The organism is Pseudomonas sp. PS01298, assembly GCF_029959745.1.
GTDB classification, from domain to species: domain Bacteria; phylum Pseudomonadota; class Gammaproteobacteria; order Pseudomonadales; family Pseudomonadaceae; genus Aquipseudomonas; species Aquipseudomonas aylmerensis.
In genome coordinates, this window is the sequence record NZ_JASCPP010000099.1 from 1 (window position 1) to 25,145 (window position 25,145).

Annotated in this window: 23 protein-coding genes; 12 read left to right on the plus strand and 11 right to left on the minus strand. The window is 61.5% G+C overall.

All coding sequences use genetic code 11. From position 1 onward, the window contains the following. Nucleotides 1-77: 77 nt before the first annotated feature. On the minus strand, nucleotides 78-806 hold the full coding sequence (locus tag QMX97_RS25525) for a TraX family protein (RefSeq protein WP_282397823.1): 729 nt from the start codon (nucleotides 804-806) through the stop codon (nucleotides 78-80). Nucleotides 807-896: 90 nt separating this feature from the next. Here QMX97_RS25525 and QMX97_RS25530 point away from each other — a divergent pair, with 90 nt between their 5' ends. The 3 genes from QMX97_RS25530 (at nucleotide 897) to QMX97_RS25540 (ending at nucleotide 2,954) form a co-directional block, all read left to right on the plus strand. Continuing rightward, on the plus strand, nucleotides 897-1,937 hold the full coding sequence (locus QMX97_RS25530) for a low specificity L-threonine aldolase (RefSeq protein WP_065929441.1): 1,041 nt from the start codon (nucleotides 897-899) through the stop codon (nucleotides 1,935-1,937). A gap of 194 nt (nucleotides 1,938-2,131) precedes the next feature. After that, nucleotides 2,132-2,332 (plus strand): hypothetical protein, encoded by a 201-nt coding sequence (locus QMX97_RS25535; protein WP_065904771.1) that lies wholly within the window; start codon nucleotides 2,132-2,134, stop codon nucleotides 2,330-2,332. Nucleotides 2,333-2,420: 88 nt separating this feature from the next. Continuing rightward, nucleotides 2,421-2,954 (plus strand): transposase, encoded by a 534-nt coding sequence (locus QMX97_RS25540; RefSeq protein WP_282397824.1) that lies wholly within the window; start codon nucleotides 2,421-2,423, stop codon nucleotides 2,952-2,954. A 115-nt stretch (nucleotides 2,955-3,069) separates the two neighbouring features. Here the strand turns inward: QMX97_RS25540 and gbcB are convergent, their stop codons facing one another. Next, nucleotides 3,070-4,170, minus strand: a complete 1,101-nt coding sequence (gene gbcB, locus QMX97_RS25545) for a glycine-betaine demethylase subunit GbcB (protein ID WP_106802438.1) — start codon at nucleotides 4,168-4,170, stop codon at nucleotides 3,070-3,072. A gap of 282 nt (nucleotides 4,171-4,452) precedes the next feature. Here gbcB and gbcA point away from each other — a divergent pair, with 282 nt between their 5' ends. Next, nucleotides 4,453-5,748: a glycine-betaine demethylase subunit GbcA gene (gbcA, locus tag QMX97_RS25550; RefSeq protein WP_065904777.1), complete on the plus strand. Its 1,296-nt coding sequence runs from the start codon at nucleotides 4,453-4,455 to the stop codon at nucleotides 5,746-5,748. Nucleotides 5,749-6,641: 893 nt separating this feature from the next. On the opposite strand, the gene QMX97_RS25555 is transcribed toward gbcA, so the two are convergent. The 6 genes from QMX97_RS25555 to QMX97_RS25580 all read right to left on the minus strand — a co-directional run bounded on the left by QMX97_RS25555 (nucleotide 6,642) and on the right by QMX97_RS25580 (nucleotide 14,533). Further along, nucleotides 6,642-7,412, minus strand: coding sequence for an electron transfer flavoprotein subunit beta (locus tag QMX97_RS25555; RefSeq protein ID WP_282397825.1), 771 nt, complete (start codon nucleotides 7,410-7,412; stop codon nucleotides 6,642-6,644). Nucleotides 7,413-7,422: 10 nt separating this feature from the next. Further along, on the minus strand, nucleotides 7,423-8,643 hold the full coding sequence (locus tag QMX97_RS25560; RefSeq protein WP_282397826.1) for an electron transfer flavoprotein subunit alpha/FixB family protein: 1,221 nt from the start codon (nucleotides 8,641-8,643) through the stop codon (nucleotides 7,423-7,425). Continuing rightward, entirely contained in the window at nucleotides 8,643-10,583 is a 1,941-nt protein-coding gene (gene dgcB, locus QMX97_RS25565; RefSeq protein ID WP_282397827.1) for a dimethylglycine demethylation protein DgcB, read from the minus strand. Before dgcB ends, QMX97_RS25560 begins: the two co-directional genes overlap by 1 nt. A 151-nt stretch (nucleotides 10,584-10,734) precedes the next feature. Then, complete coding sequence (gene dgcA / locus QMX97_RS25570) at nucleotides 10,735-12,795, minus strand: dimethylglycine demethylation protein DgcA (RefSeq protein ID WP_065904785.1); 2,061 nt, start codon at nucleotides 12,793-12,795, stop codon at nucleotides 10,735-10,737. A 16-nt stretch (nucleotides 12,796-12,811) separates the two neighbouring features. Further along, complete coding sequence (locus tag QMX97_RS25575) at nucleotides 12,812-13,342, minus strand: DUF5943 domain-containing protein (RefSeq protein ID WP_120450249.1); 531 nt, start codon at nucleotides 13,340-13,342, stop codon at nucleotides 12,812-12,814. A gap of 213 nt (nucleotides 13,343-13,555) precedes the next feature. Continuing rightward, nucleotides 13,556-14,533, minus strand: a complete 978-nt coding sequence (locus QMX97_RS25580) for a dipeptidase (RefSeq protein ID WP_213552689.1) — start codon at nucleotides 14,531-14,533, stop codon at nucleotides 13,556-13,558. A gap of 218 nt (nucleotides 14,534-14,751) precedes the next feature. Between QMX97_RS25580 and QMX97_RS25585 the strand changes: the two genes are divergently transcribed. Both QMX97_RS25585 and QMX97_RS25590 read left to right on the plus strand, forming a co-directional pair. Next, complete coding sequence (locus tag QMX97_RS25585) at nucleotides 14,752-15,153, plus strand: lysozyme inhibitor LprI family protein (protein WP_034109800.1); 402 nt, start codon at nucleotides 14,752-14,754, stop codon at nucleotides 15,151-15,153. Nucleotides 15,154-15,194: 41 nt separating this feature from the next. Next, entirely contained in the window at nucleotides 15,195-15,611 is a 417-nt protein-coding gene (locus tag QMX97_RS25590; RefSeq protein ID WP_282397828.1) for a DUF3010 family protein, read from the plus strand. Nucleotides 15,612-15,731: 120 nt separating this feature from the next. On the opposite strand, the gene QMX97_RS25595 is transcribed toward QMX97_RS25590, so the two are convergent. Beyond that, entirely contained in the window at nucleotides 15,732-16,898 is a 1,167-nt protein-coding gene (locus QMX97_RS25595; protein WP_282397829.1) for an AAA family ATPase, read from the minus strand. Between the two features lie 68 nt (nucleotides 16,899-16,966). After that, nucleotides 16,967-17,911: a GlxA family transcriptional regulator gene (locus QMX97_RS25600; RefSeq protein WP_065904801.1), complete on the minus strand. Its 945-nt coding sequence runs from the start codon at nucleotides 17,909-17,911 to the stop codon at nucleotides 16,967-16,969. Nucleotides 17,912-18,104: 193 nt separating this feature from the next. Between QMX97_RS25600 and QMX97_RS25605 the strand changes: the two genes are divergently transcribed. The 6 genes from QMX97_RS25605 (at nucleotide 18,105) to QMX97_RS25630 (ending at nucleotide 23,433) form a co-directional block, all read left to right on the plus strand. Continuing rightward, nucleotides 18,105-19,049, plus strand: coding sequence for a choline ABC transporter substrate-binding protein (locus tag QMX97_RS25605; protein WP_065904794.1), 945 nt, complete (start codon nucleotides 18,105-18,107; stop codon nucleotides 19,047-19,049). A gap of 74 nt (nucleotides 19,050-19,123) precedes the next feature. Next, entirely contained in the window at nucleotides 19,124-20,011 is an 888-nt protein-coding gene (locus QMX97_RS25610) for a 3-keto-5-aminohexanoate cleavage protein (protein WP_065904795.1), read from the plus strand. 57 nt (nucleotides 20,012-20,068) lie between these two features. Next, entirely contained in the window at nucleotides 20,069-21,034 is a 966-nt protein-coding gene (locus QMX97_RS25615; RefSeq protein WP_282397830.1) for an L-carnitine dehydrogenase, read from the plus strand. A gap of 118 nt (nucleotides 21,035-21,152) precedes the next feature. Then, the gene (locus QMX97_RS25620; RefSeq protein WP_106802431.1) at nucleotides 21,153-21,632 is read left to right on the plus strand and encodes a thioesterase family protein; all 480 of its coding nucleotides are present in this window, start codon (nucleotides 21,153-21,155) and stop codon (nucleotides 21,630-21,632) included. A 9-nt stretch (nucleotides 21,633-21,641) separates the two neighbouring features. Continuing rightward, entirely contained in the window at nucleotides 21,642-22,802 is a 1,161-nt protein-coding gene (locus QMX97_RS25625) for a gamma-butyrobetaine dioxygenase (RefSeq protein ID WP_282397831.1), read from the plus strand. Between the two features lie 367 nt (nucleotides 22,803-23,169). Beyond that, nucleotides 23,170-23,433: a hypothetical protein gene (locus tag QMX97_RS25630; protein ID WP_065904803.1), complete on the plus strand. Its 264-nt coding sequence runs from the start codon at nucleotides 23,170-23,172 to the stop codon at nucleotides 23,431-23,433. A 95-nt stretch (nucleotides 23,434-23,528) separates the two neighbouring features. Here the strand turns inward: QMX97_RS25630 and QMX97_RS25635 are convergent, their stop codons facing one another. Further along, nucleotides 23,529-24,632, minus strand: a complete 1,104-nt coding sequence (locus QMX97_RS25635; protein WP_005792167.1) for a GlxA family transcriptional regulator — start codon at nucleotides 24,630-24,632, stop codon at nucleotides 23,529-23,531. Nucleotides 24,633-25,145 lie beyond the last annotated feature (513 nt).

Below are 25,145 nucleotides of genomic sequence, written 5' to 3' on the forward strand. Positions count from 1 at the left end.
CGCGAATGCGGCGGGTCAGCCAATACATGGGTTAACTGACCCACCGCATTCGCGAGCAAGCCCGCTCCCACAGGGGGTTAGGCGATGATCTGGCGGACGAGTAACAGCAGCAGGAAATGCAGGGGATAGAGGACATAAGCCCAACGCCGCATGGCCGGTGGCGAGACGTTTTTGGCACGTCGCAACAGAAACAGACCAGCCAATGGCGCAATCAGACATGCCGCCAACCCCATCAATGCGACCGGCGTGCCGCTCTCGAGCAAAATCTGCCATTGATTGGCGGCCACGCAAACCACCCCCGGCAACAGGCTGAAATACCAGGCACGACGAAACACCAGCAGCATCGCCAACGGCAGCAATACGCCGAAAAAACCGAACATCAGCTGCGCGGAAAACACGGCCGCAATGGTGACGGCAATCAGCGCCAATCCTCTATCAAAAAGCGTCTTCTGCTGCCATCCTCGGGCAACCAGCAGACCCAACGCAAGGGTCGGCAGCACGTTCAAGGTATCGGCATCGTCGATAAACAGACGGTACGGCACTTCACTGATCACGCTGAACAGCAGCAACCAGCCCAGATAGCGCCATTGGCCCGTCACCGGCGCGCCCTTGACCCGATGCAAATTCGCCGCAATCGCCAGGCAAAACCACGGGAACGCCAGGCGCCCCGGTACGTACAGGCCATCCAGGCTCAGCCCGACATAGCGCAGGTGATCAAGCACCATGCACAGCAGCGCCAGCCACTTGAGCAGGTCCAGGGCGCCATCACGGACGCGTCTGACAGGAATCGTTTCAGTGCCGTGCATAATTCCCCAGTGACTTTGCATTTACAGTGCGTGCGCACGCCCGACAATCTTGGTTACAGTGCGCACCAACATCGACCACAGGAATGGGCCATGACCGACAAGAGCCAACAATTCGCCAGCGACAACTATTCGGGCATCTGCCCGGAAGCCTGGGCCGCCATGGAACAAGCCAACCAGGGCCATCAACGCGCCTACGGCGATGATGAATGGACCCATCGCGCCGCCGACGGTTTCCGCAATCTGTTTGAAACCGACTGCGAAGTGTTCTTCGCCTTCAACGGGACTGCAGCCAACTCGCTGGCGCTGTCCTCGTTGTGCCAGAGCTACCATAGCGTGATTTGCTCGGAAACCGCCCACGTCGAAACCGACGAATGTGGCGCACCGGAGTTTTTCTCCAACGGCTCCAAGCTGCTCACCGCGCGCACCGAAAACGGCAAGCTGACCCCGGAATCGATCCGTGAGATCGCCCTCAAGCGCCAGGACATCCACTACCCGAAACCGCGCGTGGTCACCCTCACCCAAGCCACCGAAGTCGGCAGCGTGTACACCCCGGAAGAAATCCGCGCGATCAGCGTTACCTGCAAGGAGCTGGGCCTGAACCTGCACATGGACGGCGCACGCTTCTCCAACGCCTGCGCGTTCCTCGGCTGCTCGCCGGCCGACCTGACCTGGAAAGCCGGGGTCGACGTGCTGTGCTTTGGCGGGACCAAGAACGGCATGGCGGTGGGCGAAGCGATCCTGTTCTTCAACCACAAACTGGCTGAAGACTTCGACTACCGCTGCAAACAGGCCGGCCAGCTGGCGTCGAAAATGCGCTTCCTCTCCGCGCCGTGGGTGGGCCTGCTGGAAAACGACGCCTGGCTCAAACACGCACGCCATGCCAACCACTGCGCGCAGCTGCTGAGCAGCCTGGTGGCAGACATTCCGGGTGTGGAATTGATGTTCCCGGTACAGGCCAACGGCGTGTTCCTGCAACTCTCGGAACCGGCCATCGCCGCACTCACGGCCAAGGGCTGGCGCTTCTACACCTTCATCGGCAAAGGCGGTGCGCGCTTCATGTGTGCGTGGGATACCGAAGAAGAGCGCGTAAGAGAATTGGCTGCGGATATTCGGGAAGTGATGAACGCTTAACGTAGGAAAAAGGCCAGCGCATACTGGCTGAATGCCGAGACTGTTTATTGATATTTCTGACAGCAGCGAACCCGCTTTTCGTTGACTAGCCTCTTGGAACCCGGAAGGAAAAGGCCGCTGCAGCGACCTCCTTTCGGGTATCACCGCCTGCCGAACAATCGGCCGGAAATGGAACTCCAGCAGAGGACTACACCATGGAATATCAAAACAACACTAACAACCTGCAAGGCGACGGCACCATTAGCACCACCGTCATTGATTGGGATGAGTTTCGCAAATACGCAAAAGTCGGTGACACCATCCGCGAACCATCCAGGACCTTGCGGATCTACGACAAAGTCTACGAATTGACAGCATCAGGCCAGCACTTCGTCGTGCATATCTATGCCCAGTAACCTCTAACTGATCGTTCCCACGCTCTGCGTGGGAATGCAGCCCGTGACGCTCCGCGTCCAGGCCACAGCACGATTCAAGGATGAATTGATGGGCAGAAGTCGTTACACCATTACCGAACCTGAAAAGCCACACTTCCTGACTTTCACCGTCATGGAATGGCTACCGCTATTTACCCGCGACTACCTCGTCGGCCATCTATTGAGCTGCTGGCGCTATCAACAAACCCACGAACATCTCAATCTCTACGGCTACGTAGTCCTCGAAAACCATCTGCACTGCATCGCTCAGGCGTCGGATCTTGGAAGATGCGTCGCTCAATTCAAATCGTTCACAGCCCGAACCATTATCGACGACTTGCATAGCCGAGGAGCTGAACGAGTGTTGCAGCGCCTGCGCTTCAGCAAACGAGCCCACAAGGCAGATCGGGCTTATCAGCTATGGCAGGAGGGCTCACACGCCGAACTGGTGTACAGCGAATCAGTGATGCGCCAAAAGCTTGATTACATTCACCACAACCCGGTAAAGCGCGGCTATGTGGACTTGGCGGAACACTGGCGATATTCCAGTGCCCGCAACTATGCAGGACAAGAAGGTTTGATCGAGATTCAGCGCTGGACCTGATCATTCCCACACTCTGCGTGGGAATGCAGCCCGTGATGCTCGGCGTCATACAGCGGGACGCGGAGCGTCCAAGGAGGCGTTCCCACGCGGAGCGTGGGAACGATCAGGATGAGGGTCAGAACTCGATGCGCACATCACCCTTGGGCACACTGCAGCACGACAGGATGTAGCCTTCGGCTTCGTCTTCCTCGGTGATCCCGCCGTTGTGGTCCATCTCGACCTCCCCGCCCAGCTTCATCACTTTGCATGTTCCGCAGATGCCCATGCCGCAGGCCTTGGGGATCAACAGCCCAAGCTTGGCCGCCGCTGCGTGGACGGTTTCGCCAGGCGCCACGCGAATGCTCTTGCCCGAGGCAATGAACTCCACCTGGTGCAGGTCCGCCAGGTCGATTTCCGGTGCCTCGGCCGCTTGTTCGGCTTGCTCCACCGCATCGGCGCGCGCTTCCGGCGGCGTCGCGCCGAAGGATTCCTCGTGGTAGCGCGCCATGTCGAAACCGGCAGCTTCCAGCAGGCGCTTCACTGCGTTCATATAAGGCGTGGGGCCGCAGCAGAATACTTCGCGCTCCAGGAAGTCCGGCACCATCAGCTCGAGCATCTTGTGGTTCAAGTAGCCGCGATAACCGGCCCAGGGCTCGCCCAGCCCGTGTTTCTCGCAGATCAGGTGCAGGCTGAAGTTGTCGATCCGCGACGCCATGTGTTCCAGCTCGCGGTGGTAGATGATGTCCTTGGGCGAACGGGCGCTGTGGATAAACGTCATGTCGACGTTGGCGTTGGTGTCGTAGAACCAGCGCGCCATGGACATCACCGGGGTAATCCCCACGCCACCGCTGAGGTACAGCACTTTCGGGCTCGGGAAGTCGATGGCATTGAACAACCCCACCGGACCGTGCACCGCCAGTTCCTGGCCTTCATGCAGGGTGTCGTGCAGCCAGTTGGACACACGCCCACCGGGCACGCGCTTGATGGTCACCGAGAAGCTGTAAGGCACCGACGGTGAACTGGAAATGGTGTAGGAGCGCATGATCGGCTGGCCGTCGATTTCCAGTTCCAGGGTCACGAACTGGCCCGGCTTGAAGAAGAACAGGATCGGCTGGTCGGCCATGAAGCAGAAGGTGCGCACGTCCCAGGTTTCCTGGATGACTTTGACGCAACGGACGATGTGTCGACCATTGGCCCAGGTCTGGGTGGTGACCGGATTCAGGAAGCTGTTGGACATGCTGTTCTCCGTAGCCGTGTGTCGGCCTGATGGTGGCGATTCTGCGTAACGCGAGAACCACCCATTTACCTATCTGCGACATTCACATACTTATCGCGACCAGCCCCCATACCACGGGGGTTGCGCGTCGGGATCAGAGTGGGCCATGTCGCTCATGGATAAGGTTCGGGGCATCGGCGGCCCCACACTCGCTTCCAACAACGACGCTTTCTTTACGCCTTGCACAGCAACAACCGTAGCCACTTATCCCGGCCACACAGAATGGCCATGAGGACACACACGATGGACGTCACCGCAACCCTGAGCTTGGGCGATCCGCTGGAACCCGCACGCAAGGCCACCGCGCAAATGCTGCAAGAGCGCGAGCGCACCTTCTCGCTGCCGCAGCCGTTCTACTCTGACGAACGGCTGTTCGATATCGACATGCAGGAGATCTTCCAGAAAGAATGGTTGATCGCCGGCATGACCTGCGAAATCCCTACCAAGGGCAACTACCTGACCCTGCAAGTGGGCAAGAACCCGATCATCGTGATCCGTGGCGCCGAAGGCGTGGTCCATGCGTTCCATAACGTGTGCCGCCACCGGGGCTCGCGCCTGTGCACCAGCGACAAGGGCAAGGTCGCCAAACTGGTGTGCCACTACCACCAATGGACCTACGAGCTGGACGGCCGCCTGCTGTTCGCCGGCACCGAGATGGGCGCCGACTTCGATATGAAGCAGTACGGCCTCAAGCCAGTGAACGTGAAGACCGCCGGCGGCTACATCTTCATCAGCCTGGCCGAGAATCCGCCGGCCATCGATGACTTCCTGTCGACGCTCAATCACTACATGGAACCGTACGACATGGAGAACACCAAGGTGGCGGTGCAAACCACCTTGATGGAAAAAGCCAACTGGAAACTGGTGCTGGAAAACAACCGCGAGTGCTACCACTGCAACGCGTCGCACCCGGAGCTGTTGAAAACCCTGCTGGAATGGGACGACGTCACCGATCCGCGCGCCGACCAGGCCTTCAAGGACCACGTCGCCGCCTCGGCCGCCGCCTGGGATGCCGAGAAAATCCCTTACGCCCACGCCAGCTTCGGCCTGCGCAACCGTATCGTGCGCATGCCTTTGCTCAAGGGCACCGTGTCGATGACCCTGGACGGCAAGCAGGGCTGCGCCAAGCTCATGGGCCGCATCAAGAACCCCGACCTGGGCTCGATGCGCATCCTGCACTTGCCGCACTCGTGGAACCACTGCATGGGCGACCACATCATCGTGTTCACCGTGTGGCCGATCAGCGCCCAGGAAACCATGGTCACCACCAAGTGGATCGTGCACAAGGACGCCGTCGAAGGCGTGGACTACGACGTGGAGCGCATGCGCCAGGTGTGGGACGCCACCAACGACCAGGACCGGCGCCTGGCCGAAGAGAACCAGCGCGGCATCAACTCCACGGCCTACCAGCCAGGACCGTACTCGAAGACCTATGAATTTGGCGTGGTGAACTTCGTGGACTGGTACAGCGAGCGCATGCTCAACAACCTGGGGGCGGCGCCCGCGCCTTACCTCAAGGGCGTTGCGGTTCACGAGTAACTGACACACCACAGATAAAAATGTGGGAGCGGGCTTGCTCGCGAAAGGGGTAGATCAGCCAGTAAATTGTACGACTGGCACACCGCTTTCGCGGGCAAGCCCGCTCCTACTTTTAGCCCCACGCAATGATCAATAATTGATCAACCCCGCTACACCCCTTTACCACTGTGCCCTCCAGCCTTTACCCAACAACTTATCCACAAAGCCACCCACAGCAATTGTGGGCAACTGCACGACCCGTCCAAAATTAACTGAAGAAAATCCGTGACTTATTCAAGCTCACGGTTCCCGATACACATTGATCACTTATTGATCAATCCTTTGCAAGCCACATAATCCGTGGGCTGCAGCGGTGCGCAAACACCTTATCCACAGAAGCACCAACAGACTTTGGGGGCAACTTTGCCAGCGCTGTGGAAAACCGCTTCAAACCTTCATAAACCGGGGTATCCAGGCTCACACAGCCGGTAATACTGCCTAATTGATCATATTTCGACCAACAACCTGAAAGCCCCTGTTTATATGGCCTGCAGCCGATAGCGAACATCTTATCCACAGAAGCGCCAACAGACTTTGGGGGAAAGTCTGTGGACAGAGAGGCGCTGAATAAGAGAAAAACCCAAGGAAAAACCGTCAGTTAGGCTGGTTGTTTTTCATACAGAGGGCTACAGGGCTTGATTTGCAGGGGGTGTGGACAACCGCGAACAGGTTATCCACAGGTGGATCAACAGGGATTGTGGGTAATCCTCCAGGCGCGCCGCAAAACACTGGCCCAACCGGCTTTCCTGTGGGAGCGGGCTTGCCCGCGATGCAGGCGACCCGGTCCAGGGCAAGACCGCGATGAAGCCATCGCAGGCAAGCCAGCTCCCACACAGGCCTCGTAATGCCCTGAATCAGCGCACGACGCCTTCTTCGATGAGCAGCTTGAGAATGGCGTGGGCGCCTTCTTCGGCGCTCACGCCCTTGAGTACTTGCCCGCCGCCGCCGCTGGCCTTGGCCGTGGCCGCCTTCATGCGGTCAGCGCCACTCTTGGCCTTGATCACCTTGAGGCGCTTGGGCCGTGGCTTGGCCGGCTGCAACAGCGCGCCGGTGAATAAATCGTCCTGCTCGACCTCAACCTCATGGGCCGCCAGCTCGCCGCGTTGCGCGGGGCCATAGGCGCTTTGTCGTGGCTTGGGCGCGGCGTTATCCACAGTCGCCAGGAACGGCAGGCGCACCTTCAGGCGGCGCCGCTGGCCACGGGGCAAGGCTTGCAGCACGTGGGCCACGCCACCATCGATGGACTCCACCTGCGCCAGGCCGACAATCAGCGGCCAGCCCAACTGCTCGGCCAGCAGGAACGGCAACATTCCCGAGCCTTCGCCGGTTTCGGCCTGGCTGCCGGTGAGCACCACCTGGGCGCCGGCCTCGCGCAAATAATCACTGAGCACCGGCAAGGCATCAGCGCCGGCCGGTTGTTCGAGCACGTGCAGCTGCGGCAAACCCATGCCCAGGTAGCTGCGCAAGGTCGGCTCGTGGATATCGCCGGCGTGCAGCACCTGCAATTTGTCCCCCGCCATCTGCAGGCCCAACTCGACCGCGCGCGCGTCCTGTTCGGCGCGACGTGGGCGGCCGGAGGTCGGGTGGGCGCCGATGGACACCAGGCTGATTACATTCGTGGTCATGGCCATATCCTTAAGCCGCATCGCGCTTGGCGCCGTTGCGGTATGTCTGCACCGCATTGATCAAGGCTTGCAGAATCGCGGCGCTGTCGCCGATTACCGACAGGTCGGCACGCTTGATCATGTCGCAGCCGGCGTCGAGGTTGATCGCCACCACCTTGTCGCAGGCACCGATGCCTTGCAGGTGTTGGATCGCCCCGGAAATCCCCACGGCCACGTACACCCGCGCCGTCACCCAAGTGCCGCTGGCGCCGACCTGGCGATCGCGGGCCATGAAGCCGTCGTCCACCGCCACGCGCGATGCGCCTTCGGTGGCGCCCAAAGCAGCGGCGGTCTGGTGGAAGAGCGCCCAGTCCTTCACGCCATTGCCGCCAGAGAAAATGAATTCGGCCTCGGCCATCGGAATCGCTGCCGGGTCCACCGCCACCGCGCCGAGGTCTTCGATGCGCGGCAGGCTGCGTGCCAGGCTTGTGGATAACTCCACGGACAACACTTCGTGGCGGGTCTCGCTGACCGGCTCGGCGCACTCGGCGGCGGCCAGGATCAGGCGCGGCAGCGGTCGCGCCAAGTCCTCCTGGCCCGCCCCGGCGCGGCCGATGCACTCCTGGCCCTTGATCTGCCACACCCGCGTGGCCGGACGTTCCTTGAGGCTGGCGGCAAAGCGCCGACCCAACTCACCACCACCGCTGCGACTGTCGGGCAGCAACCAATGGCGCGGGTTGAACTGGTTATCCACAGCACGCAGGCCCTGCACGCGTTGTTCCGGTGCATAACCGTCGAATTCGTGGCCGTCGAGCACGAGCAGGCGATCCACCCCGGCCGTGGCAAAGGCGCTTTCCTTGTGCTCGCCAAACACCACCGCCAGCACCGCGCCGTCACTGCCGGCAAGTTGCCGCGCGAGGCCGAGCAGGTCGCGGTCGTGGCTGCTCAGGCGGCCGCCGACCATGTCCGGCACCACGTTGATGTAGAACGCCGGCGCAGGCACCTGGTGCAGCGGCAACTGCACCTGCACCGCCGCCGTACGCTTGGCTGCGCCGCCCTGCTGGGCGCCGCTGCGGTCGATGCGCTTGATGCCGTTGGGGCCGATGAAGCCGACACCGTGGACGTTTTTGCGAATCACACCGTTAGGCCCCATCCAGCTGTGTTGCGCCGGCTGCATCGCTGCATGCAACGGGTGCAGGCGGTTGCGGGCGATCCATTCGGCCCGTGGGTCGCGGCGGATAATGTCGCTCATCAGTGCACCTCCGCAGGTTCGCGTTTCAGGGTCTTGGCCGGTGCGGCGTCTTCAAGCAACGCGTCAGCCACCAGTTCGGCGATGTCCTTAATCATCGGGCGCGGTTCGACCACACCTTCCAGCATCGCAGTGCATTGCGGACAGCCCACGGCGACCAGCTCGGCGCCGGTTTCGCGGATGTCCTCCATGCGCATATCGGGGATACGTTGCTTGCCGGGGATGTCGGTGATCGGCGCACCACCACCGCCGCCGCAGCAGCGTGAACGGAAGCCCGAGCGTTGCATCTCCTTGACCTCGATGCCCAGCGCGCGCAGCACCTGGCGCGGCGCCTCGTATTCGCCGTTGTAGCGCCCCAGGTAGCACGGGTCGTGATAGGTCACGCTGTTGCCCTTGTGCTGGCCCAGGTTCAGCGCGCCGTCGCCGATCAACTCGGCCATGAAGGTGCTGTGGTGCTGCACCACGTAGTCACCGTTGAAGGCGCCGTACTCATTTTTCAGCACATGGAAACTGTGCGGGTCGCAGGTGACGATGCGCTTGAAGCTGTACTTGGCCAGGGTCTGGATATTACGCGTGGCCAGCAGTTGGAAGGTGGCTTCATCGCCGAGACGGCGGGCCACGTCGCCGCTGTCGCGCTCTTCGAGGCCGAGCACGGCGAAGTCGACCTTGGCAGCCTTGAGCACTTTGACGAAAGCTCGCAGGGTGCGCTGGTTACGCATGTCGAATGCGCCGTCGCCGACCCAGAACAGCACGTCGGCGCGGCCTTTGTCGCTGAGCAGTGGCAGGTTCAAATCCGCCGCCCAGTTCAGGCGCCCGCCCGGCGCAAAGCCGCCGGGGTTGTCGGTGGCGATCAGGTTTTCCAGGACCTCGGCGCCCTTGTTCGGCGTGGCGCCTTTTTCCAGGGTGAGGTGGCGGCGCATGTCAACGATGGCGTCCACGTGCTCGATCATCATCGGGCACTCTTCCACGCAGGCGCGGCAGGTGGTGCAGGACCACAGGGTCTCGGCGTCCACCAGGCCATTGACGATCGGTTGGTGCGGGTTGCCGCTGTGTTCGCCGACAGGCTTGCCGGGATAAGGGCTGCCGGCGAACTTGGCATCGGTGCCGCCGGCCAGGCCGACCACCATGTCCTGGATCAGCTTTTTCGGGTTCAGCGGCTGGCCGGCGGCGAATGCAGGGCACGCGGCTTCGCACTTGCCGCACTGCACGCAGGCGTCGAAGCCGAGCAGTTGGTTCCAGGTGAAATCCTTGGGTTTTTCCACCCCCAATGGCGCGGTCTTGTCGCTGAGGTCCAGCGGCTTCAAGCCGGTGGAGCGGCCGCCACCGAAGCGCTCGGCCCGGCGGTGCCAGGCCAGGTGCAGGGCGCCCGCGAAGGCGTGTTTCATCGGGCCGCCCCAGGTCATGCCGAAGAACATTTCGGACACGCCCCACAGCACGCCAAGGCTCAGCAGCACAGCGAGCAACCAGCCGCCGAAGTCCGCAGGCAGGACCCCGGCCACCGGCAACGTCACCAGGAAGAAACTCACCGAAAACGCCATCAGGCTTTTCGGCAGGCGCATCCACGGGCCTTTGGACAGGCGCGCAGGCGGGTTGCGCCGACGCAGGTAGACGAACGTGGCACCGACAAACATCAGCACCGAAGCCAGCAGCAAGGCGTAGCCCAGGATGCGGTTATGCAGGCCGAACCCATGCACCAGGATCGCCAGCAGCGCCGAGAGCACAAAGCCCAGGGCGGTGGCGACGTGGGTGTTGGCGATGTATTTGTCACGGGCGACCACATGGTGCAGGTCGACCATGTAGCGCTTGGGCATGGCCAGCAGGCCGCCCAGCAGGTCGACTTTGGATGCACGGCCACGGCGCCACATGTTCACCCGGCGCAGGGCGCCGAGGACGGCGAGGCCTATCGCTGCGAACAAAAGAACAGGAAGCAAGGTGTTCAACATGGTGAAGCTCCCACAGATCTCGGGGTCAATGATCGTTCCCACGCTCCGCGTGGGAATGCATCCTGTGACGCTCTGCGTCACGACCTTAAGAGCGGACGCAGAGCCGTCCAGGGCGGCATTCCCACGCGGAGCGTGGGAACGATCAGGTGGGTCAGAAATCCTTGCACAGGCGCAGGGCGTCATAGATCGCGGCGTGGGTATTGCGCTGCGCTACACAGTCACCGATGCGGAACAGCAAGTAACCCTCACCCGCCTCGCTCAAGCACGGCTGCGGCTTGATCGCGAACAGGGCTTCGATGTCCATCTGGCCCTTGTTGCGCGAGCCGGCTTTCAACCCGTAATAGAGTTCTTCATCCGGGCGCACGCCGTTCTCGACCACCACCTGGTCGACCACCCGCTCCTCTTTGGCGCCGGTGTATTCGTTCTCCAGCACCGCCACCAGCTTGTCGCCTTCGCGGTAGACCTTTTCCAGCATCATGTCGCCGGTCATGATCACTTCCTTGGGGTACATGCTGCGGTAGTAGGTCGGGAACGACGTACCGCCGACGGCCACGCCCGGCTTGATGTCGTCGGTGACGATCTCGACCTGGCTGCCCTTGTCCGCCAGGAAGTCCGCCACCGACATGCCGGTGAATTCGCAGATGGTGTCGTACACCAGCACGTTCTTGCCCGGCGCAACCTTGCCGTCGAGCACGTCCCAGCTGCTGACTACCAGGCCTTCGGCTGCGCCCCAGTGTTCGTTCTGTTCCAGGAACGGATGCCCGCCGACGGCCAGCACCACCACATCCGGGCGCAGGTCGAGGATCGCGTCGGCATTCGCCGCCACGCCCAGGCGCAGGTCCACGTTCAGGCGCGCCAACTCCAACTGGAACCAGCGGGTGATGCCGGCGATCTGGTCGCGTTGCGGGGCTTTGGAAGCGGTGGTGATTTGCCCACCGATAAAGTCTTTCTTCTCGAACAGGGTCACGTCGTGGCCCCGTTCTGCAGCCACCCGTGCGGCTTCCATCCCGGCCGGGCCGGCACCGACCACCACGACTTTGCGTTTGGGCCCGGTGGACTTCTCGATGATGTGCGGCACGCCCATGTACTCACGGGACGTCGCAGCATTCTGGATGCACAGCACATCCAGGCCCTGGTACTGGCGGTCGATGCAGTAGTTGGCGCCGACGCACTGCTTGATCTGGTCGACCTGGCCCATCTTGATCTTGGCGATCAGGTGCGGGTCGGCGATGTGCGCACGGGTCATGCCGACCATGTCGACGTAGCCGCCTTCCAGGATCCGCGTGGCCTGGTTCGGGTCCTTGATGTTCTGCGCGTGCAGCACCGGGGCCTTGACCACTTCCTTGATACCGGCCGCCAGGTGCAGGAACGGCTCCGGTGGATAACTCATGTTGGGGATCACGTTGGCCAGGGTATTGTGGGTGTCGCACCCCGAGCCAACCACGCCGATGAAGTCGAGCATGCCGGTGTCGTCGTAATACTTGGCGATCTGCTTCATGTCCTCGTGGGACAGGCCGTCCGGGTGGAATTCATCGCCACACAAACGAATGCCGACGCAGAAATCCGGGCCGACTTCCTTGCGCACCGCCTTCAACACTTCCAGGCCGAAGCGCATGCGGTTTTCAAAGCTGCCGCCCCATTCGTCGGTGCGCTTGTTGACCCGCGGGCTCCAGAACTGGTCGATCATGTGCTGGTGCACCGCCGACAGTTCCACCCCGTCCAGGCCACCGGCCTTGGCGCGTGCCGCCGCCGTGGCGTAGTTGCCGATCACACGCCAGATTTCTTCCGGCTCGATGGTCTTGCAGGTCGCACGGTGCACCGGCTCGCGGATGCCCGAGGGCGACAGCAGGGTCGGCCAATGCTCGCCGTCCCAGCGCGAGCGGCGGCCCATGTGGGTAATCTGGATCATGATCTTGGCGCCATGCTTGTGCATGGCATCGGCCAGGTTCTGAAAGTGCGGGATGATGCGGTCGTCGGCCAGGTTCACCGATTTCCACCAGCCTTGCGGGCTGTCGATGGCCACACTGGAAGACCCGCCGCAGATCGCCAGGCCGATCCCGCCCTTGGCTTTCTCTTCGTAGTACTTCACATAGCGGTCGGTGGTCATGCCGCCGTCGGTGGCATACACCTCGGCGTGGGCGGTACTGAGCACGCGGTTGCGAATGGTCAGTTTGCCGATCTGGATCGGCGCGAACATTGCTTCGAAAGCCATGGCAGGGTTCCTCGACTTACAACGGCTTGACGGTGAACAGGCCGTCGTCGTGGCCCTCTTCGGAGCCACCGTAGACTTGCTCGGCTACCGTGCGGATGCTGCTGCCGCGGGCCTGCAGGATCTGGTCCATCGCGCCGGCAAACCAGCCGGTGAACATGTAGTCGACCTTGCGCCCGACCTTGCCGTACACGTAGACAAACGCCGAGTGTTCGAGCTTGACGCTGGCCGTGCCTTTGTCGAGGTCGATGTCCTGGATCTTGAACAGGCCCCAGCCACGTTGCGACAGGCGCTTCATGTAGTGCTCGAACACCGCGACGCCTTCCAGGCCGTGGCATTCGGCTTCTTTTTCACACCAGTGCCAGGCGGATTTGTAGCCGGCTTTGTAGAGGATCTCGGCATAGGCGTCGGCGCCCAGGACTTCTTCGATACCGATGTGGTTGTTGACGAAGAAATGGCGCGGCACGTACAGCATCGGCAGGGCGTCGGAGGTCCAGACACCGGTTTCGCTGTCGACTTCGATAGGCAATTGCGGGGCGATCTTGGCCATGGAAACTTAACTCCAGAAAATTCGTTTTCAGTGCTTAGCAAAGCTTTTGCTTTGCTCTTATAAACAAGCCGTGTGAATGACTTTGGAGCCGTAGCGAGCACGTCGAGAGCAAGGAAGGACCGGAGCGACAAGCGAGGCAGTACGGGACGTACGGCGAGTTTGGCGCGAGGACCTGACGCAGCTATCGGCGAGCGGAGTAGGCTCCGGAGGTATTCACTCGCCCCAAACGTCCTTCAAGACGCTGACCCAGTTCTCGCCCATGATCTTGCGCACCACGCGCTCGCTGTGGCCGCGTTTGAGCAGGGTCTCGGTGAGGTTGGGGAACTCGCCCACGGTGCGGATGCCCAGCGGATTGATGATCTTGCCGAAGCTGGTCAGGCGGCGGGCGTAGCCCTTGTCATGGGTCAGCATTTCGAAGAAATCCTGGCCATGGCCCTGGGTGAAGTCGGTGCCGATGCCGATGGCATCTTCGCCGACGATGTTCATGGTGTATTCGATGGCTTCGGCGTAGTCGTCGATGGTCGAGTCGATGCCCTTGGCGAGGAACGGCGCAAACATGGTCACGCCGACAAAACCGCCATGGTCGGCAATGAACTTGAGTTCTTCATCGGACTTGTTGCGCGGGTGCTCTTTCAGGCCGGAAGGCAGGCAGTGGGAGTAGCACACCGGCTTTTTCGATTCGAGGATGACTTCTTCGGAAGTCTTGGAGCCGACGTGGGACAGGTCGCACATGATGCCGACGCGGTTCATTTCGGCGACCACCTCGCGTCCGAAGCCCGACAGGCCGCCATCGCGTTCGTAGCAGCCGGTGCCCACCAGGTTCTGGGTGTTGTAGCACATCTGCACCACACCGACGCCGAGCTGCTTGAAGATCTCGACATAGCCCAACTGGTCTTCAAACGCGTGGGCGTTCTGGAAGCCGAAGATGATGCCGGTCTTGCCCTGCTCCTTGGCCTTGCGGATGTCAGCGGTGGTTTTCACCGGGATCACCAGGTCGCTGTTCTCGCGGATCAGGGTCTGGCTGGCGACGATGTTGTTGATCGTGGCCTGGAACCCTTCCCACACCGACACGGTGCAGTTGGCGGCGGTGAGGCCACCTTTGCGCATGTCCTCGAACAGGTCGCGGTTCCACTTGGCAATAATCAGCCCGTCGATAACGATGCTGTCGGCGTGCAATTCGGCTGGGCTCATCAGGCGTCCCCTTATTGGCGATTCATGCGCCGAATCGTCTGCCGGCGCTTTGGGGCCAGCATATGCCCAGGGCAAACCCGAGCCGGGTGCAAAAACGACAGGGGAATTGCCGAAAGCGTCAATCCGCGACAAAGGCTGTTAAGAGGTGTCTGACTGGCGGCTGTTATTTGTCTTACGCTTGAGCCAGAATTCCGCATCACCTGATATGAGACGGCGCAATGAAATCGATTTTCCTGGCTTTGGCACTCATCGCAACCGGCGTCCACGCGGCCGAAGACACCGACAGCACGCCGTGCGATGGCATCGAAAACGACAAGCAAACCCTGGAATGCGCCACCTACAACAAAACCACCGCCGAACAGCTGCTCAAGGATAACTACCAGGGCCTGCTGGAACGCATGGGTTCGACCTATGGCAGCGACAAGACCAAACTCGCCGACATTACCGCTCGTCTGAAGGATGCCCAGCAAAAGTGGGAAAAACTGCGTGACGCCGACTGCGCCGTGGACACCTTCCCAGCGGTGAACGGGACCAAGGCCTACGCGATTGCGCAAAATGACTGCCTGGCACGGATGAGTGATGAGCGGTCGGAGTTTTTGGAGTCGATCGGGCAGGAATAAGCGACAATCCCCGTCACTTTCCTCTTGAATCAAGGCTACTCATGACTCTCTGCGGCATCGAAATCAAAGGCAGCGAAGCCATCATCGCCGTTGCCTCCCTGGATAACCAGGCGCTGGCCCACGTCGCCCTGGCCACCAAGAAAATCGCGCTTGAAGACGACGATGAAGCCGCCAACGTCAAAGCCTTTGCGGCTCAGGTGAAGGCGTTCGTGCAGGCCAACGCCATCACCCGGATCGCGATCAAGAAGCGCAGCAAGAAAGGCGAGTTCGCCGGCGGCCCGACCACGTTCAAGATCGAAGGCGTATTTCAGTTGCTGGAGGGGGTTGAAGTGACGCTGCTGTCGCCGCAGACCATCAATGCACAGAACAAGAAACACAACTTCGAGCTGCCGGCCTCGTTGAACAAGTATCAGCATGAAGCCTATAAGGCGGCGTGTTCGGCCCTGCTGAAGAAATAAGCCACACACCAACCCCCTGTAGGAGCTGGCTTGCCGGCGATGACGGTTTGACAACCCTGCACTGCCTGATCGACCGCTATCGCAGGCAAACCAGCTCCCACATTTGACCCGCGTTGCCCTTCAGCGCTTGCGCAGCAGCCAGTCGCCGAAGATTTTGTCCTCCAGCGCATAACCGCCCCGGCTCGACTTCCACACCAGTTCCTTGTCGCGCAGGGCATCGATACAGGCCTGAATCGTCTGGGTGCCCGGCACCACATCGCTGCCCATGGCTTCCAGCGCCTTGCTCACCGCCGTGAGGGTGCTGTCGGTGAACGGCGCAAAGGGTTCGTTGTTCTGCGAGCGCTGCACCATGACCTCGAGCACGGCTCGCTGGGGGACGGTGAGGTTGTTCCAGGCACTTTCGAATTCCGTCCACACGCCGGCACGCAGAAATTCGGCGCGGCTGTGCAGCAACTGGCCCAGATTGCTCGCTTCGCCCAGCTCCAGCGCCACTTCGCCAATAATGGTGCGCAGCATTTCGGGGCGACGGCCTACCAGCTCGAAGGCGTCATCAATGTCGGCGGCGTTGAACTGATTGGTTTTAGCCAAATGTGCGTTGAGGTGCGCGGTGTAGGCTCGCGTGAACTCTTTGCCGAGCAACGGGAACGGCGTGATGCTGGACCCGAAGAACGGCTGACTCTTGCCCAGCACCAAATGGGCCAGCTTGTCGCGGTTGGAACCGGTGAACACCAGGTGCAAACCGCTGCCCTCCTCGTCACGCCCTTGGTTGAGCTGGTCCCGGGCGGCCTTCAGCGCGAACATCGCATTGATGCCTGACTCGGTGGTCAAGGCGTGCTGTGCTTCATCAATCACCAGCACAACGGGTTTTTCCGCAGCACTGTGGAGCAATTCCAAGGCTTGGGTCAGCGTCGCACCGACGGGCAATTGCGGCTTGGTGAAATCCCAGGACAGGGTACGCAGGAAGCTTAATTTCTCGATGCCAATGTTCTTGGCCAGCTTGCGAATGCCCTTTTCATAGGGCACCAGCGCGGCGGCGATTGCACTGGCGATCAACTCCGCAGGGTCTTTCTCTTTGTCGGCCCACAGATCGACATACACGGCCAGCCAACCGCGCAGCTGGCACTCCGGGATCAGGTCCTCGCGCAAAAATGTACTTTTGCCCGTGCGACGCGGCGCCGCTAGAAACAGGCCCGAGGTGAAATCCTGGATGCCAGCCCCCACCAGGCCATCGGCAATGCTGCTGGCCAGGGCGGGACGGCGGAATACAAAGCCGCTGTGCTTGGACATGGTTTTATACTCAATTATGCAAAGGACTATAAATTATAGTAGCGAGTATAATCGACTATAATTGGCCGTCAAACCGCCTCCCGTCGCCGATCCTCCCGCGGACATTTCGCAAACCGCGCCCGATAACTCCGGGTGAAGTACGACGGCGACTCAAACCCGCAGGCAATGCTCACTTCCAGCACGCTCATATCGCTCTGGCGCAGCAGTTGCCGGGCTTTTTCCAGGCGCAGGCCGAGGTAGAAGTTGCTCGGTGTGTCGTTCAGGTGCAGGCGAAACAAGCGCTCCAGCTGGCGCCGCGTGACCTTGATCGCCTCCGCCAGGGCCAGGGTGCTCAGGGGCGGTTCGGTGTGCTGCTCCATTTCGCCGATCACCTGCACCAACTTCTTGTTGTTGATGCCATAGCGCGTGGCGATCTGCATGCGCTGGTGGTCTTTGCGTGGGCGAATACGCCCGAGCACGAATTGCTCGGAGACCTGGATCGCCAGGTCCGGGCCGTGGGCCTGGGCGATCAGGTCGAGCATCAGGTCGATGGAAGCGGTGCCGCCGGCGCAGGTGATGCGCCGGCGGTCGATCTCGAACAGCTCCTGGGTCACGGTGAGCTGTGGATAAGATTCCTTGAAGGCGTCGATGGCTTCCCAGTGCAGGGTCAGCCGGTGGCCGTCGAGCAAACCGGCTTCGGCCAGCACACACGCGCCGGTGTCGATGGCGCCGAGGGTCACGCCATCGTGGTCGAGGCGGCGCAGCCAGTGCTCCAGCGCAGGCGTGGCGAACTGCAGCGGCTCGAAGCCGGCCACCACCAGCAGCGTCGCGCCTTTTTTCAGGGGTTCCAGCGCGGCATCGGCGTTGACCGACATGCCATTGCTCGCCAGTACCGCCCCTCCATCGGCGCTCAGTATGTGCCAGCGGTACAGCTCACCACGAAAGCGGTTGGCGACCCGCAGTGGCTCCAACGCGGAGATAAAACCGATGGCCGAGAAACCCGGCATCAGCAGAAAGTAGAAATCCTGGGACATGGTGGCGCTCTCGTCGGACGGGCAGCGTGGCACTGTGATACTCCCGTTCATGGGCGGATTCAAGGGGGCAGGTCGCTGCAGTGCAAGAGCGAGTCGCCGCCGTGCGTTTTCTCGACCTGCAAGCTGCGTAACTTGGCCTCACGGCGCACAAAGACGCCGGCCCCCACAATAACGACCTGCCGAGGGATCCACCATGAACCGACTGATCAGCCGCTGCGTGCTCGCACTCAGCGCCAGCGCCATTTTGAGCACGAACGTCCTGGCTGCCGATGCGGCCTCTTGCCAGAACGTGCGCATGGGCGTGGTGAACTGGACCGACGTAATCGCCACCAGCGCCATGACCCAAGTGTTGCTCGACGGCCTCGGCTACAAGACCAAACAGACCAGCGCCTCCCAGCAAATCATCTTCGCCGGCATCCGCGACCAGCGCCTGGACCTGTTCCTCGGCTACTGGAACCCGCTGATGACCCAGACCATCACGCCGTTCGTCGACGCCAAGCAGGTCAAGGTCCTCGACAAGCCGAGCCTGGAAGACGCCCGCGCCACCCTCGCAGTCCCCACGTACCTCGCCGACAAAGGCCTGAAAACCTTCGCCGACATCGCCAAGTTCGAGAAAGAGCTGGGCGGCAAGATCTACGGCATCGAGCCTGGCTCGGGCGCCAACACCCAGATCAAGGCCATGATCGCCAAGAATCAGTTCGGCCTCGGCAAGTTCCAGCTGGTGGAATCCAGTGAGGCCGGCATGCTCGCCGCCGTCGACCGTGCGGTGCGCCGCAAGGAAGCGGTGGTGTTCTTCGGCTGGGCGCCGCACCCGATGAACGTCAACGTCGCCATGACTTACCTCACCGGCAGCGACGATGCCCTGGGCCCGAACGAAGGCATGGCCACCGTGTGGAGCGTTACCGCGCCGAACTACGCCGAGCAGTGCCCCAACGTCCACAAGCTGCTGACCAACCTGACCTTCACTGCCGCCGACGAGAGCCGAATGATGCAGCCGTTGCTGGATCACAAGGACGCCCTCGAGTCCGCCAGGCAGTGGCTCAAGGATCACCCGCAAGACCAGCAGCGCTGGCTCGAAGGGGTGACCACGTTCGACGGCAAACCGGCCGCCGCCAACCTGCAATTGAGCAGCAAATAACCTGATCCGCATCACCGTTTCGCAGCCGCTCCTGGCTGCGAACGGCACCACCACGCCTGTAAGGAACCTGCCTCATGAACCACGACGTCATCATCACCTGCGCACTCACCGGTGCTGGCGACACGACCGCCAGAAGCCCGCACGTGCCGGTCACCCCCAAGCAAATCGCCGCCGCCGCGGTGGAAGCCGCCAAGGCCGGTGCCACCGTGGTGCACTGCCATGTGCGTGATCCGCACACTGGCAAGTTCAGCCGCGACGTCGCCCTGTACCGCGAAGTGATGGAGCGCATCCGCGAGGCCGACATCGACATCATCGTCAACCTCACGGCCGGCATGGGCGGCGACCTGGAGATCGGCGGCGGCGAGCACCCGATGGAGTTCGGCCCCAATACCGACCTGGTCGGCCCGCTGACCCGCCTGGCTCACGTCGAGGAGCTGCTGCCGGAAATCTGCACCCTGGACTGCGGCACCCTGAACTTCGGCGACGGCGACACCATTTACGTGTCGACCCCGGCGCAACTGCGTGCCGGCGCCAAGCGCATTCAAGAGCTGGGCGTGAAGGCCGAGCTGGAAATCTTCGACACCGGCCACCTGTGGTTCGCCAAGCAGATGATCAAGGAAGGCCTGCTCGATAACCCGTTGTTCCAACTGTGCCTGGGCATTCCGTGGGGCGCGCCGGCCGACACCACCACCATGAAAGCCATGGTCGACAACCTGCCCGCCGACGCGGTGTGGGCCGGCTTCGGCATTGGCCGCATGCAAATGCCGATGGCCGCACAAGCGGTGCTGCTGGGCGGCAACGTGCGGGTCGGCCTGGAAGACAACCTGTGGCTGGACAAGGGCGTGCTGGCGACCAATGGCCAACTGGTGGAGCGGGCGAGTGAAATCCTCAGCCGCCTGGGTGCACGGGTCATGACCCCGGCGGAAGGTCGAATCAAGATGGGCCTGGCCAAGCGCGGCTGATTGCTTGCCGAAAGCGAATTAAACATGTGGGATCACCGAATACTTCAGGAATTTTCCATGAGCTTTATCACTGAAATCAAAACCTTCGCCGCCCTCGGCAGCGGCGTTATCGGCAGCGGCTGGGTGTCCCGCGCCCTGGCCCACGGCCTCGATGTGGTCGCCTGGGACCCGGCGCCCGGTGCCGAAGCCGCCCTGCGCAAGCGCGTCGCGAATGCTTGGGGCGCCCTGGAGAAACAAGGCCTGGCACCAGGTGCCTCGCAGGAGCGCCTGCGCTTTGTCGCCACCATTGAAGAGTGCGTGAAAGACGCCGACTTCATCCAGGAAAGCGCCCCGGAGCGCCTGGAGTTGAAGCTGGAACTGCACAGCAAGATCAGTGCAGCGGCCAAGCCGAATGCATTGATTGGCTCGAGTACATCAGGGCTGTTGCCGAGCGAGTTTTATGAAGGCTCCACGCACCCGGAACGTTGCGTGGTGGGTCATCCGTTCAACCCGGTGTACCTGTTGCCGCTGGTGGAGGTGGTCGGCGGCAAGCACACCGCGCCGCAAGCCATTCAGGCCGCGATCACGGTGTATGAATCGCTCGGCATGCGCCCGTTGCATGTGCGCAAGGAAGTCCCCGGCTTCATCGCCGACCGCTTGCTCGAAGCGCTGTGGCGCGAGGCGCTGCACCTGGTGAATGACGGCGTGGCGACCACCGGTGAAATCGACGATGCGATTCGTTTTGGCGCCGGCTTGCGTTGGTCGTTCATGGGCACCTTCCTCACCTACACCCTGGCGGGCGGTGATGCCGGCATGCGCCACTTCATGGCGCAGTTCGGCCCCGCGCTGAAGTTGCCGTGGACATACCTGCCGGCACCGGAACTCACCGACAAGTTGATTGACGATGTGGTCGACGGCACCCGCGATCAACTCGGCAGCCACAGCATTTCGGCGCTGGAACGCTATCGTGATGATTGCCTGCTGGCAGTGCTGGAGGCGGTCAAGGTGACTAAAGCCAAGCACGGCATGAGCTTCGCCGAATAACGGCAGTTGATCCTTGTGGGAGCTGGCTTGCCGGCGATAGCGGTGGTGAATCCGACATCGCCATCGCCGGCAAGCCAGCTCCTACAGTTGAACCGAATAATGATCCGGAATCCCAGACATGCCTGCATTGACCACCTACACCACCAAAATCCAACCGGACTGGGTGGACTACAACGGCCATCTGCGCGATGCGTTCTACCTGCTGATCTTCAGCTACGCCACCGACGCACTGATGGACACCCTGGGGCTGGACAGCGAAAACCGCGAAGCCAGCGGCCACTCGTTGTTCACGCTCGAGCTGCACCTCAACTACCTGCACGAGGTGAAACTGGGTGCCGAGGTTGAAGTACACACGCAACTGATCGCCCACGACGCCAAGCGCCTGCATCTCTATCACAGCCTGCATTTAGTCGGTCATGAGCAGGAACTGGCCGGCAATGAACAGATGCTCTTGCACGTCGACCTGGCAGGACCGAATTCGGCGCCGTTCACCGAGGCCACGCTGGAAAAGCTGACGGTCATCAGCACCGCTCAAGCCGACCTGCCCCGCCCCGCCCTGCTGGGTCGAGTGATTGGATTGCCACCCAAAAAACCATAAGGAGCCACCATGCAAACCGCCGCCGCTGTTGCCGATTTTCGTACCTACCCCAAGATCAGCGACCTCGCCGATGCGCAGGTGCTGAACGATCAGATTCGCGTGCGGTGGGCCGATGGACGGGTCAGCCCGTTTCATCATCAATGGCTGCGCGATAACTGCCCGTGCACCGAATGCGTGTACAGCGTCACCCGCGAGCAGGTGCTGGAAATCGTCGATGTGGATGAGGCACTGACCGCCGTCGATGTGCAGATCGAGCAGGGTTTTCTCAGTGTGCAGTGGCTCGGCGGCCATCGCAGCCAATACGATCCCGGCTGGTTGCGGGCTCACGCCTACGACGACCAATCGCGCGCTGAACGCCAGGCTGCCAGGCCGAAATCCAGGCTCTGGGACAGCCGCTTCACGTTGCCGGTGTTCGACTACGCCGCCGTGATGGAAGACCCCAAGGCGCTGCTGCAGTGGCTGCTGGCCGTGCGCGACTCTGGCCTGACCCAAGTGCGCGGCGTACCGACCGAACCCGGCTCGCTGGCGCTGATCGCCAAGCGTATTGCGTTTATCCGCGAAAGCAATTTCGGCGTGCTGTTCAACGTGCAATCCAAGGCCGATGCCGACAGCAATGCCTACACCGCCTTCAACCTGCCGTTGCACAGCGATTTGCCGACGCGGGAGCTGCAACCGGGGCTGCAATTCCTGCATTGCCTGGTGAACGACGCCACCGGCGGCGAGAGTATTTTTGTCGATGGTTTCGCCATCGCCCATGCCCTGCGCACGGAAGACCCCGAGGCGTTTCGTGCACTGTGTGAAATCCCCGTGGAGTTTCGCAACAAGGACCGTCACAGCGACTATCGCCGTCTCGCGCCGATCATTGCACTGGATGCCCTGGGCGATGTGGCGGAGATTCGCATGGCGAACTTTTTGCGCGGCCCATTCGAGGCGCCGGTGGAGCAGATGCCGTTGTTGTATCGGGCTTATCGGCGGTTTATTGCGATGACGCGCGAGGCTCGGTTTCGGCTGGTCAAGCGCCTGAGCCCGGGTGAGCTGTGGTGCTTCGATAACCGCCGCACCTTGCACGCGCGCAATGCGTTTGATCCGGCTTCGGGGGCGCGGCATTTCCAGGGGTGCTATATGGACCGGGATGAGTTGTTGTCGCGGATATTGGTGTTGCAGCGGTAGACCGAGGCGCGCCCTTCGCGAGCAAGCCCGCTCCCACATTTGACCGGGCTCACACTCCAAACTGTGGGAGCTGGCTTGCCTGCGATAGGGCCAGTACCAACACCCCAGATTCCAGCCAAAAAAAACCCCGATCCAGCCGTGACAGGATCGGGGCAGAGTGCTTTGTGTGAGCTGCGCATCCCGAGGGTGACCAAACCTTCAAGCTGCTTGCTTGATGCCAGTGTGCACACTCCCCTTCCTTGCGAGTTAGCCGAAAACGACCTGTTCATAGGTGTGCCGGACATTCACGCATTCAGGCCTTGCCGACTCGGTGATGGCCTACCAGAATCGACCTCAATCTCCCGCTCCCTACACCAGGATAAACGTCATGATGCACGCGGATTTGATTGACCAGGATGACCTGCTGAGCCAGCTGCGCTCGCTGGGTTTCGAGGTGTCCAGCGGCGCCAGCGCCGAACAGGCCTGCGAGTGCGCCGTGCGCGGTTTGAGTGCCGCACGGGCCAAGGCGCTCAAGGGCATGGTGGAACAGATGTACACCGGCAGCGCGACGATCCTGCCGGCGGTACGCCAGGCAATCGACAAGCAGTTGTTGCCGGCCTTGGTGCAGTTCAAGCAAAACTCTGGCGCCTGATAACGCGCCATCGCCGGCAAGCCAGCGCCCACATTTGAATCTATTCACAGACCAAAATGTGGGAGCTGGCTTGCCTGCGATGAAGACGGCTCGGCCTAGAGCCTTACACTGGCAAAAGTCGACTCATTGCGCGCCTGGCTCAACGCCGACATCGGCCCCGACAACGGTGACAACACCAGCGCCTGCGGAATCGGCATCATCGCCACTTGCTGCGTGGTGTTGGAACCCACACGCTCATCGCGTGGCGGAATGCCGAAGTATTCGCGGTAGCACTTGGAGAAGTGCGGCGTGGAGACAAACCCGCACACCGACGCCACTTCGATGATCGACATCGGCGTTTGCTTGAGCAACTGCCGCGCACGGATCAGGCGCAGCTTGAGGTAGTAGCGCGACGGCGAGCAGTGCAGGTATTTCTGGAACAGCCGCTCCAGCTGGCGCCGCGACACGGCGACGTACACCGCCAGCTCATCCAGGTCGATCGGCTCTTCAAGGTTGGCTTCCATCAGCGCGACGATTTCCTGCAGCTTCGGCTGGTTGGTGCCGAGCATGTGCTTGAGCGGCACGCGCTGGTGATCCTGTTCGTTGCGGATGCGTTCGTACACGAACATCTCGGAGATGGCTGCGGACAGTTCGCGACCGTGGTCGCGGCTGATCAGGTGCAGCATCATGTCCAGCGGCGCGGTGCCACCGGAGCTGGTGAAACGGTTGCGGTCGAGGGTGAACAAGCGCGTGCTCATGGCGACCCGCGGGAAGGCTTCCTGCATCGACGCCAGGCATTCCCAGTGCACGCTGCAATCAAACCCATCGAGCAAGCCGGCGCAGGCCAGGGCCCAACTGCCGGTGCACACCGCGCCAAGGCGACGCGACTGACGCGCCTGGCTTTGCAGCCACGACACGTGTTCACGGGTAACGGTGCGCTGGATACCCACGCCGCCGCACACAATCACAGTGTCCAGGGCCGGGGCTTTGTGCATGGAGGCATCGGGGGTGATTTGCAGGCCGTCGCTGGCCCAGACCTGGTTGCCGTCGACACTCAGGGTGGTCCAGCGATACAGCTCGCGGCCGGACAACTGGTTGGCCATGCGCAGCGGTTCCACTGCTGACGCCAGGGAAATCAGCGTGAAATTGTCCAGCAGCAAAAAGCCGATGGATTGAGGCGCACGGTTCTGGGGTTGGGCCCCTGAGTTGAACGACGTCATCGCGGTATCTCCTCACACAAAGCGGGTGATGGCCTCAGGCGAGGCTCTTGTTATTGCGCTCGTCCTGGAGAGGCGAGGCTTTGAATTGATAGAGCAAATGCCATGCCTAAATTTGAATGGCCATTCAATAACTCCTGAAAACGACCTGATGAAGCGTCTATATAAGCCCGCGCCGCGAGTGCGGGATATGACCCGATTCAGTGGCAGGAGTGAGCCTGCTCAAGGGGTGTGAGCAGATCGGTAGCACTTGTGGGAAGGCGCTTTCAGGGCGTAGGAAAAGTCTGTCACCACACGCACAGGTGACGGGTGGTCGAGGGGTAAATCGTTTGGGAGCTACTTATCTGTTTGCGACGCGCTAAAAGGTGGCGCTTTTGGTTGGGATGTTCACTTTATGCGCAGTCTGCACCTCAATTGTGGCGAGCGGGCTTGCCCCGCGTTGGGCTGCGCAGCAGCCCCAGAACCTGACACCTCGATATTCCTGAACGAACTCAGTGAAGTTATTGGGGCTGCTGC

Excerpts from the sequence above, each read along its gene's own strand:
- QMX97_RS25525 (WP_282397823.1), bottom strand. The coding sequence starts at position 806 with ATGCACGGCACTGAAACGATTCCTGTCAGACGCGTCCGTGATGGCGCC.
- QMX97_RS25530 (WP_065929441.1), top strand. The coding sequence starts at position 897 with ATGACCGACAAGAGCCAACAATTCGCCAGCGACAACTATTCGGGCATC.
- QMX97_RS25535 (WP_065904771.1), top strand. The coding sequence starts at position 2,132 with ATGGAATATCAAAACAACACTAACAACCTGCAAGGCGACGGCACCATT.
- QMX97_RS25540 (WP_282397824.1), top strand. The coding sequence starts at position 2,421 with ATGGGCAGAAGTCGTTACACCATTACCGAACCTGAAAAGCCACACTTC.
- gbcB (WP_106802438.1), bottom strand. The coding sequence starts at position 4,170 with ATGTCCAACAGCTTCCTGAATCCGGTCACCACCCAGACCTGGGCCAAT.
- gbcA (WP_065904777.1), top strand. The coding sequence starts at position 4,453 with ATGGACGTCACCGCAACCCTGAGCTTGGGCGATCCGCTGGAACCCGCA.
- QMX97_RS25555 (WP_282397825.1), bottom strand. The coding sequence starts at position 7,412 with ATGACCACGAATGTAATCAGCCTGGTGTCCATCGGCGCCCACCCGACC.
- QMX97_RS25560 (WP_282397826.1), bottom strand. The coding sequence starts at position 8,643 with ATGAGCGACATTATCCGCCGCGACCCACGGGCCGAATGGATCGCCCGC.
- dgcB (WP_282397827.1), bottom strand. The coding sequence starts at position 10,583 with ATGTTGAACACCTTGCTTCCTGTTCTTTTGTTCGCAGCGATAGGCCTC.
- dgcA (WP_065904785.1), bottom strand. The coding sequence starts at position 12,795 with ATGGCTTTCGAAGCAATGTTCGCGCCGATCCAGATCGGCAAACTGACC.
- QMX97_RS25575 (WP_120450249.1), bottom strand. The coding sequence starts at position 13,342 with ATGGCCAAGATCGCCCCGCAATTGCCTATCGAAGTCGACAGCGAAACC.
- QMX97_RS25580 (WP_213552689.1), bottom strand. The coding sequence starts at position 14,533 with ATGAGCCCAGCCGAATTGCACGCCGACAGCATCGTTATCGACGGGCTG.
- QMX97_RS25585 (WP_034109800.1), top strand. The coding sequence starts at position 14,752 with ATGAAATCGATTTTCCTGGCTTTGGCACTCATCGCAACCGGCGTCCAC.
- QMX97_RS25590 (WP_282397828.1), top strand. The coding sequence starts at position 15,195 with ATGACTCTCTGCGGCATCGAAATCAAAGGCAGCGAAGCCATCATCGCC.
- QMX97_RS25595 (WP_282397829.1), bottom strand. The coding sequence starts at position 16,898 with ATGTCCAAGCACAGCGGCTTTGTATTCCGCCGTCCCGCCCTGGCCAGC.
- QMX97_RS25600 (WP_065904801.1), bottom strand. The coding sequence starts at position 17,911 with ATGTCCCAGGATTTCTACTTTCTGCTGATGCCGGGTTTCTCGGCCATC.
- QMX97_RS25605 (WP_065904794.1), top strand. The coding sequence starts at position 18,105 with ATGAACCGACTGATCAGCCGCTGCGTGCTCGCACTCAGCGCCAGCGCC.
- QMX97_RS25610 (WP_065904795.1), top strand. The coding sequence starts at position 19,124 with ATGAACCACGACGTCATCATCACCTGCGCACTCACCGGTGCTGGCGAC.
- QMX97_RS25615 (WP_282397830.1), top strand. The coding sequence starts at position 20,069 with ATGAGCTTTATCACTGAAATCAAAACCTTCGCCGCCCTCGGCAGCGGC.
- QMX97_RS25620 (WP_106802431.1), top strand. The coding sequence starts at position 21,153 with ATGCCTGCATTGACCACCTACACCACCAAAATCCAACCGGACTGGGTG.
- QMX97_RS25625 (WP_282397831.1), top strand. The coding sequence starts at position 21,642 with ATGCAAACCGCCGCCGCTGTTGCCGATTTTCGTACCTACCCCAAGATC.
- QMX97_RS25630 (WP_065904803.1), top strand. The coding sequence starts at position 23,170 with ATGATGCACGCGGATTTGATTGACCAGGATGACCTGCTGAGCCAGCTG.
- QMX97_RS25635 (WP_005792167.1), bottom strand. The coding sequence starts at position 24,632 with ATGACGTCGTTCAACTCAGGGGCCCAACCCCAGAACCGTGCGCCTCAA.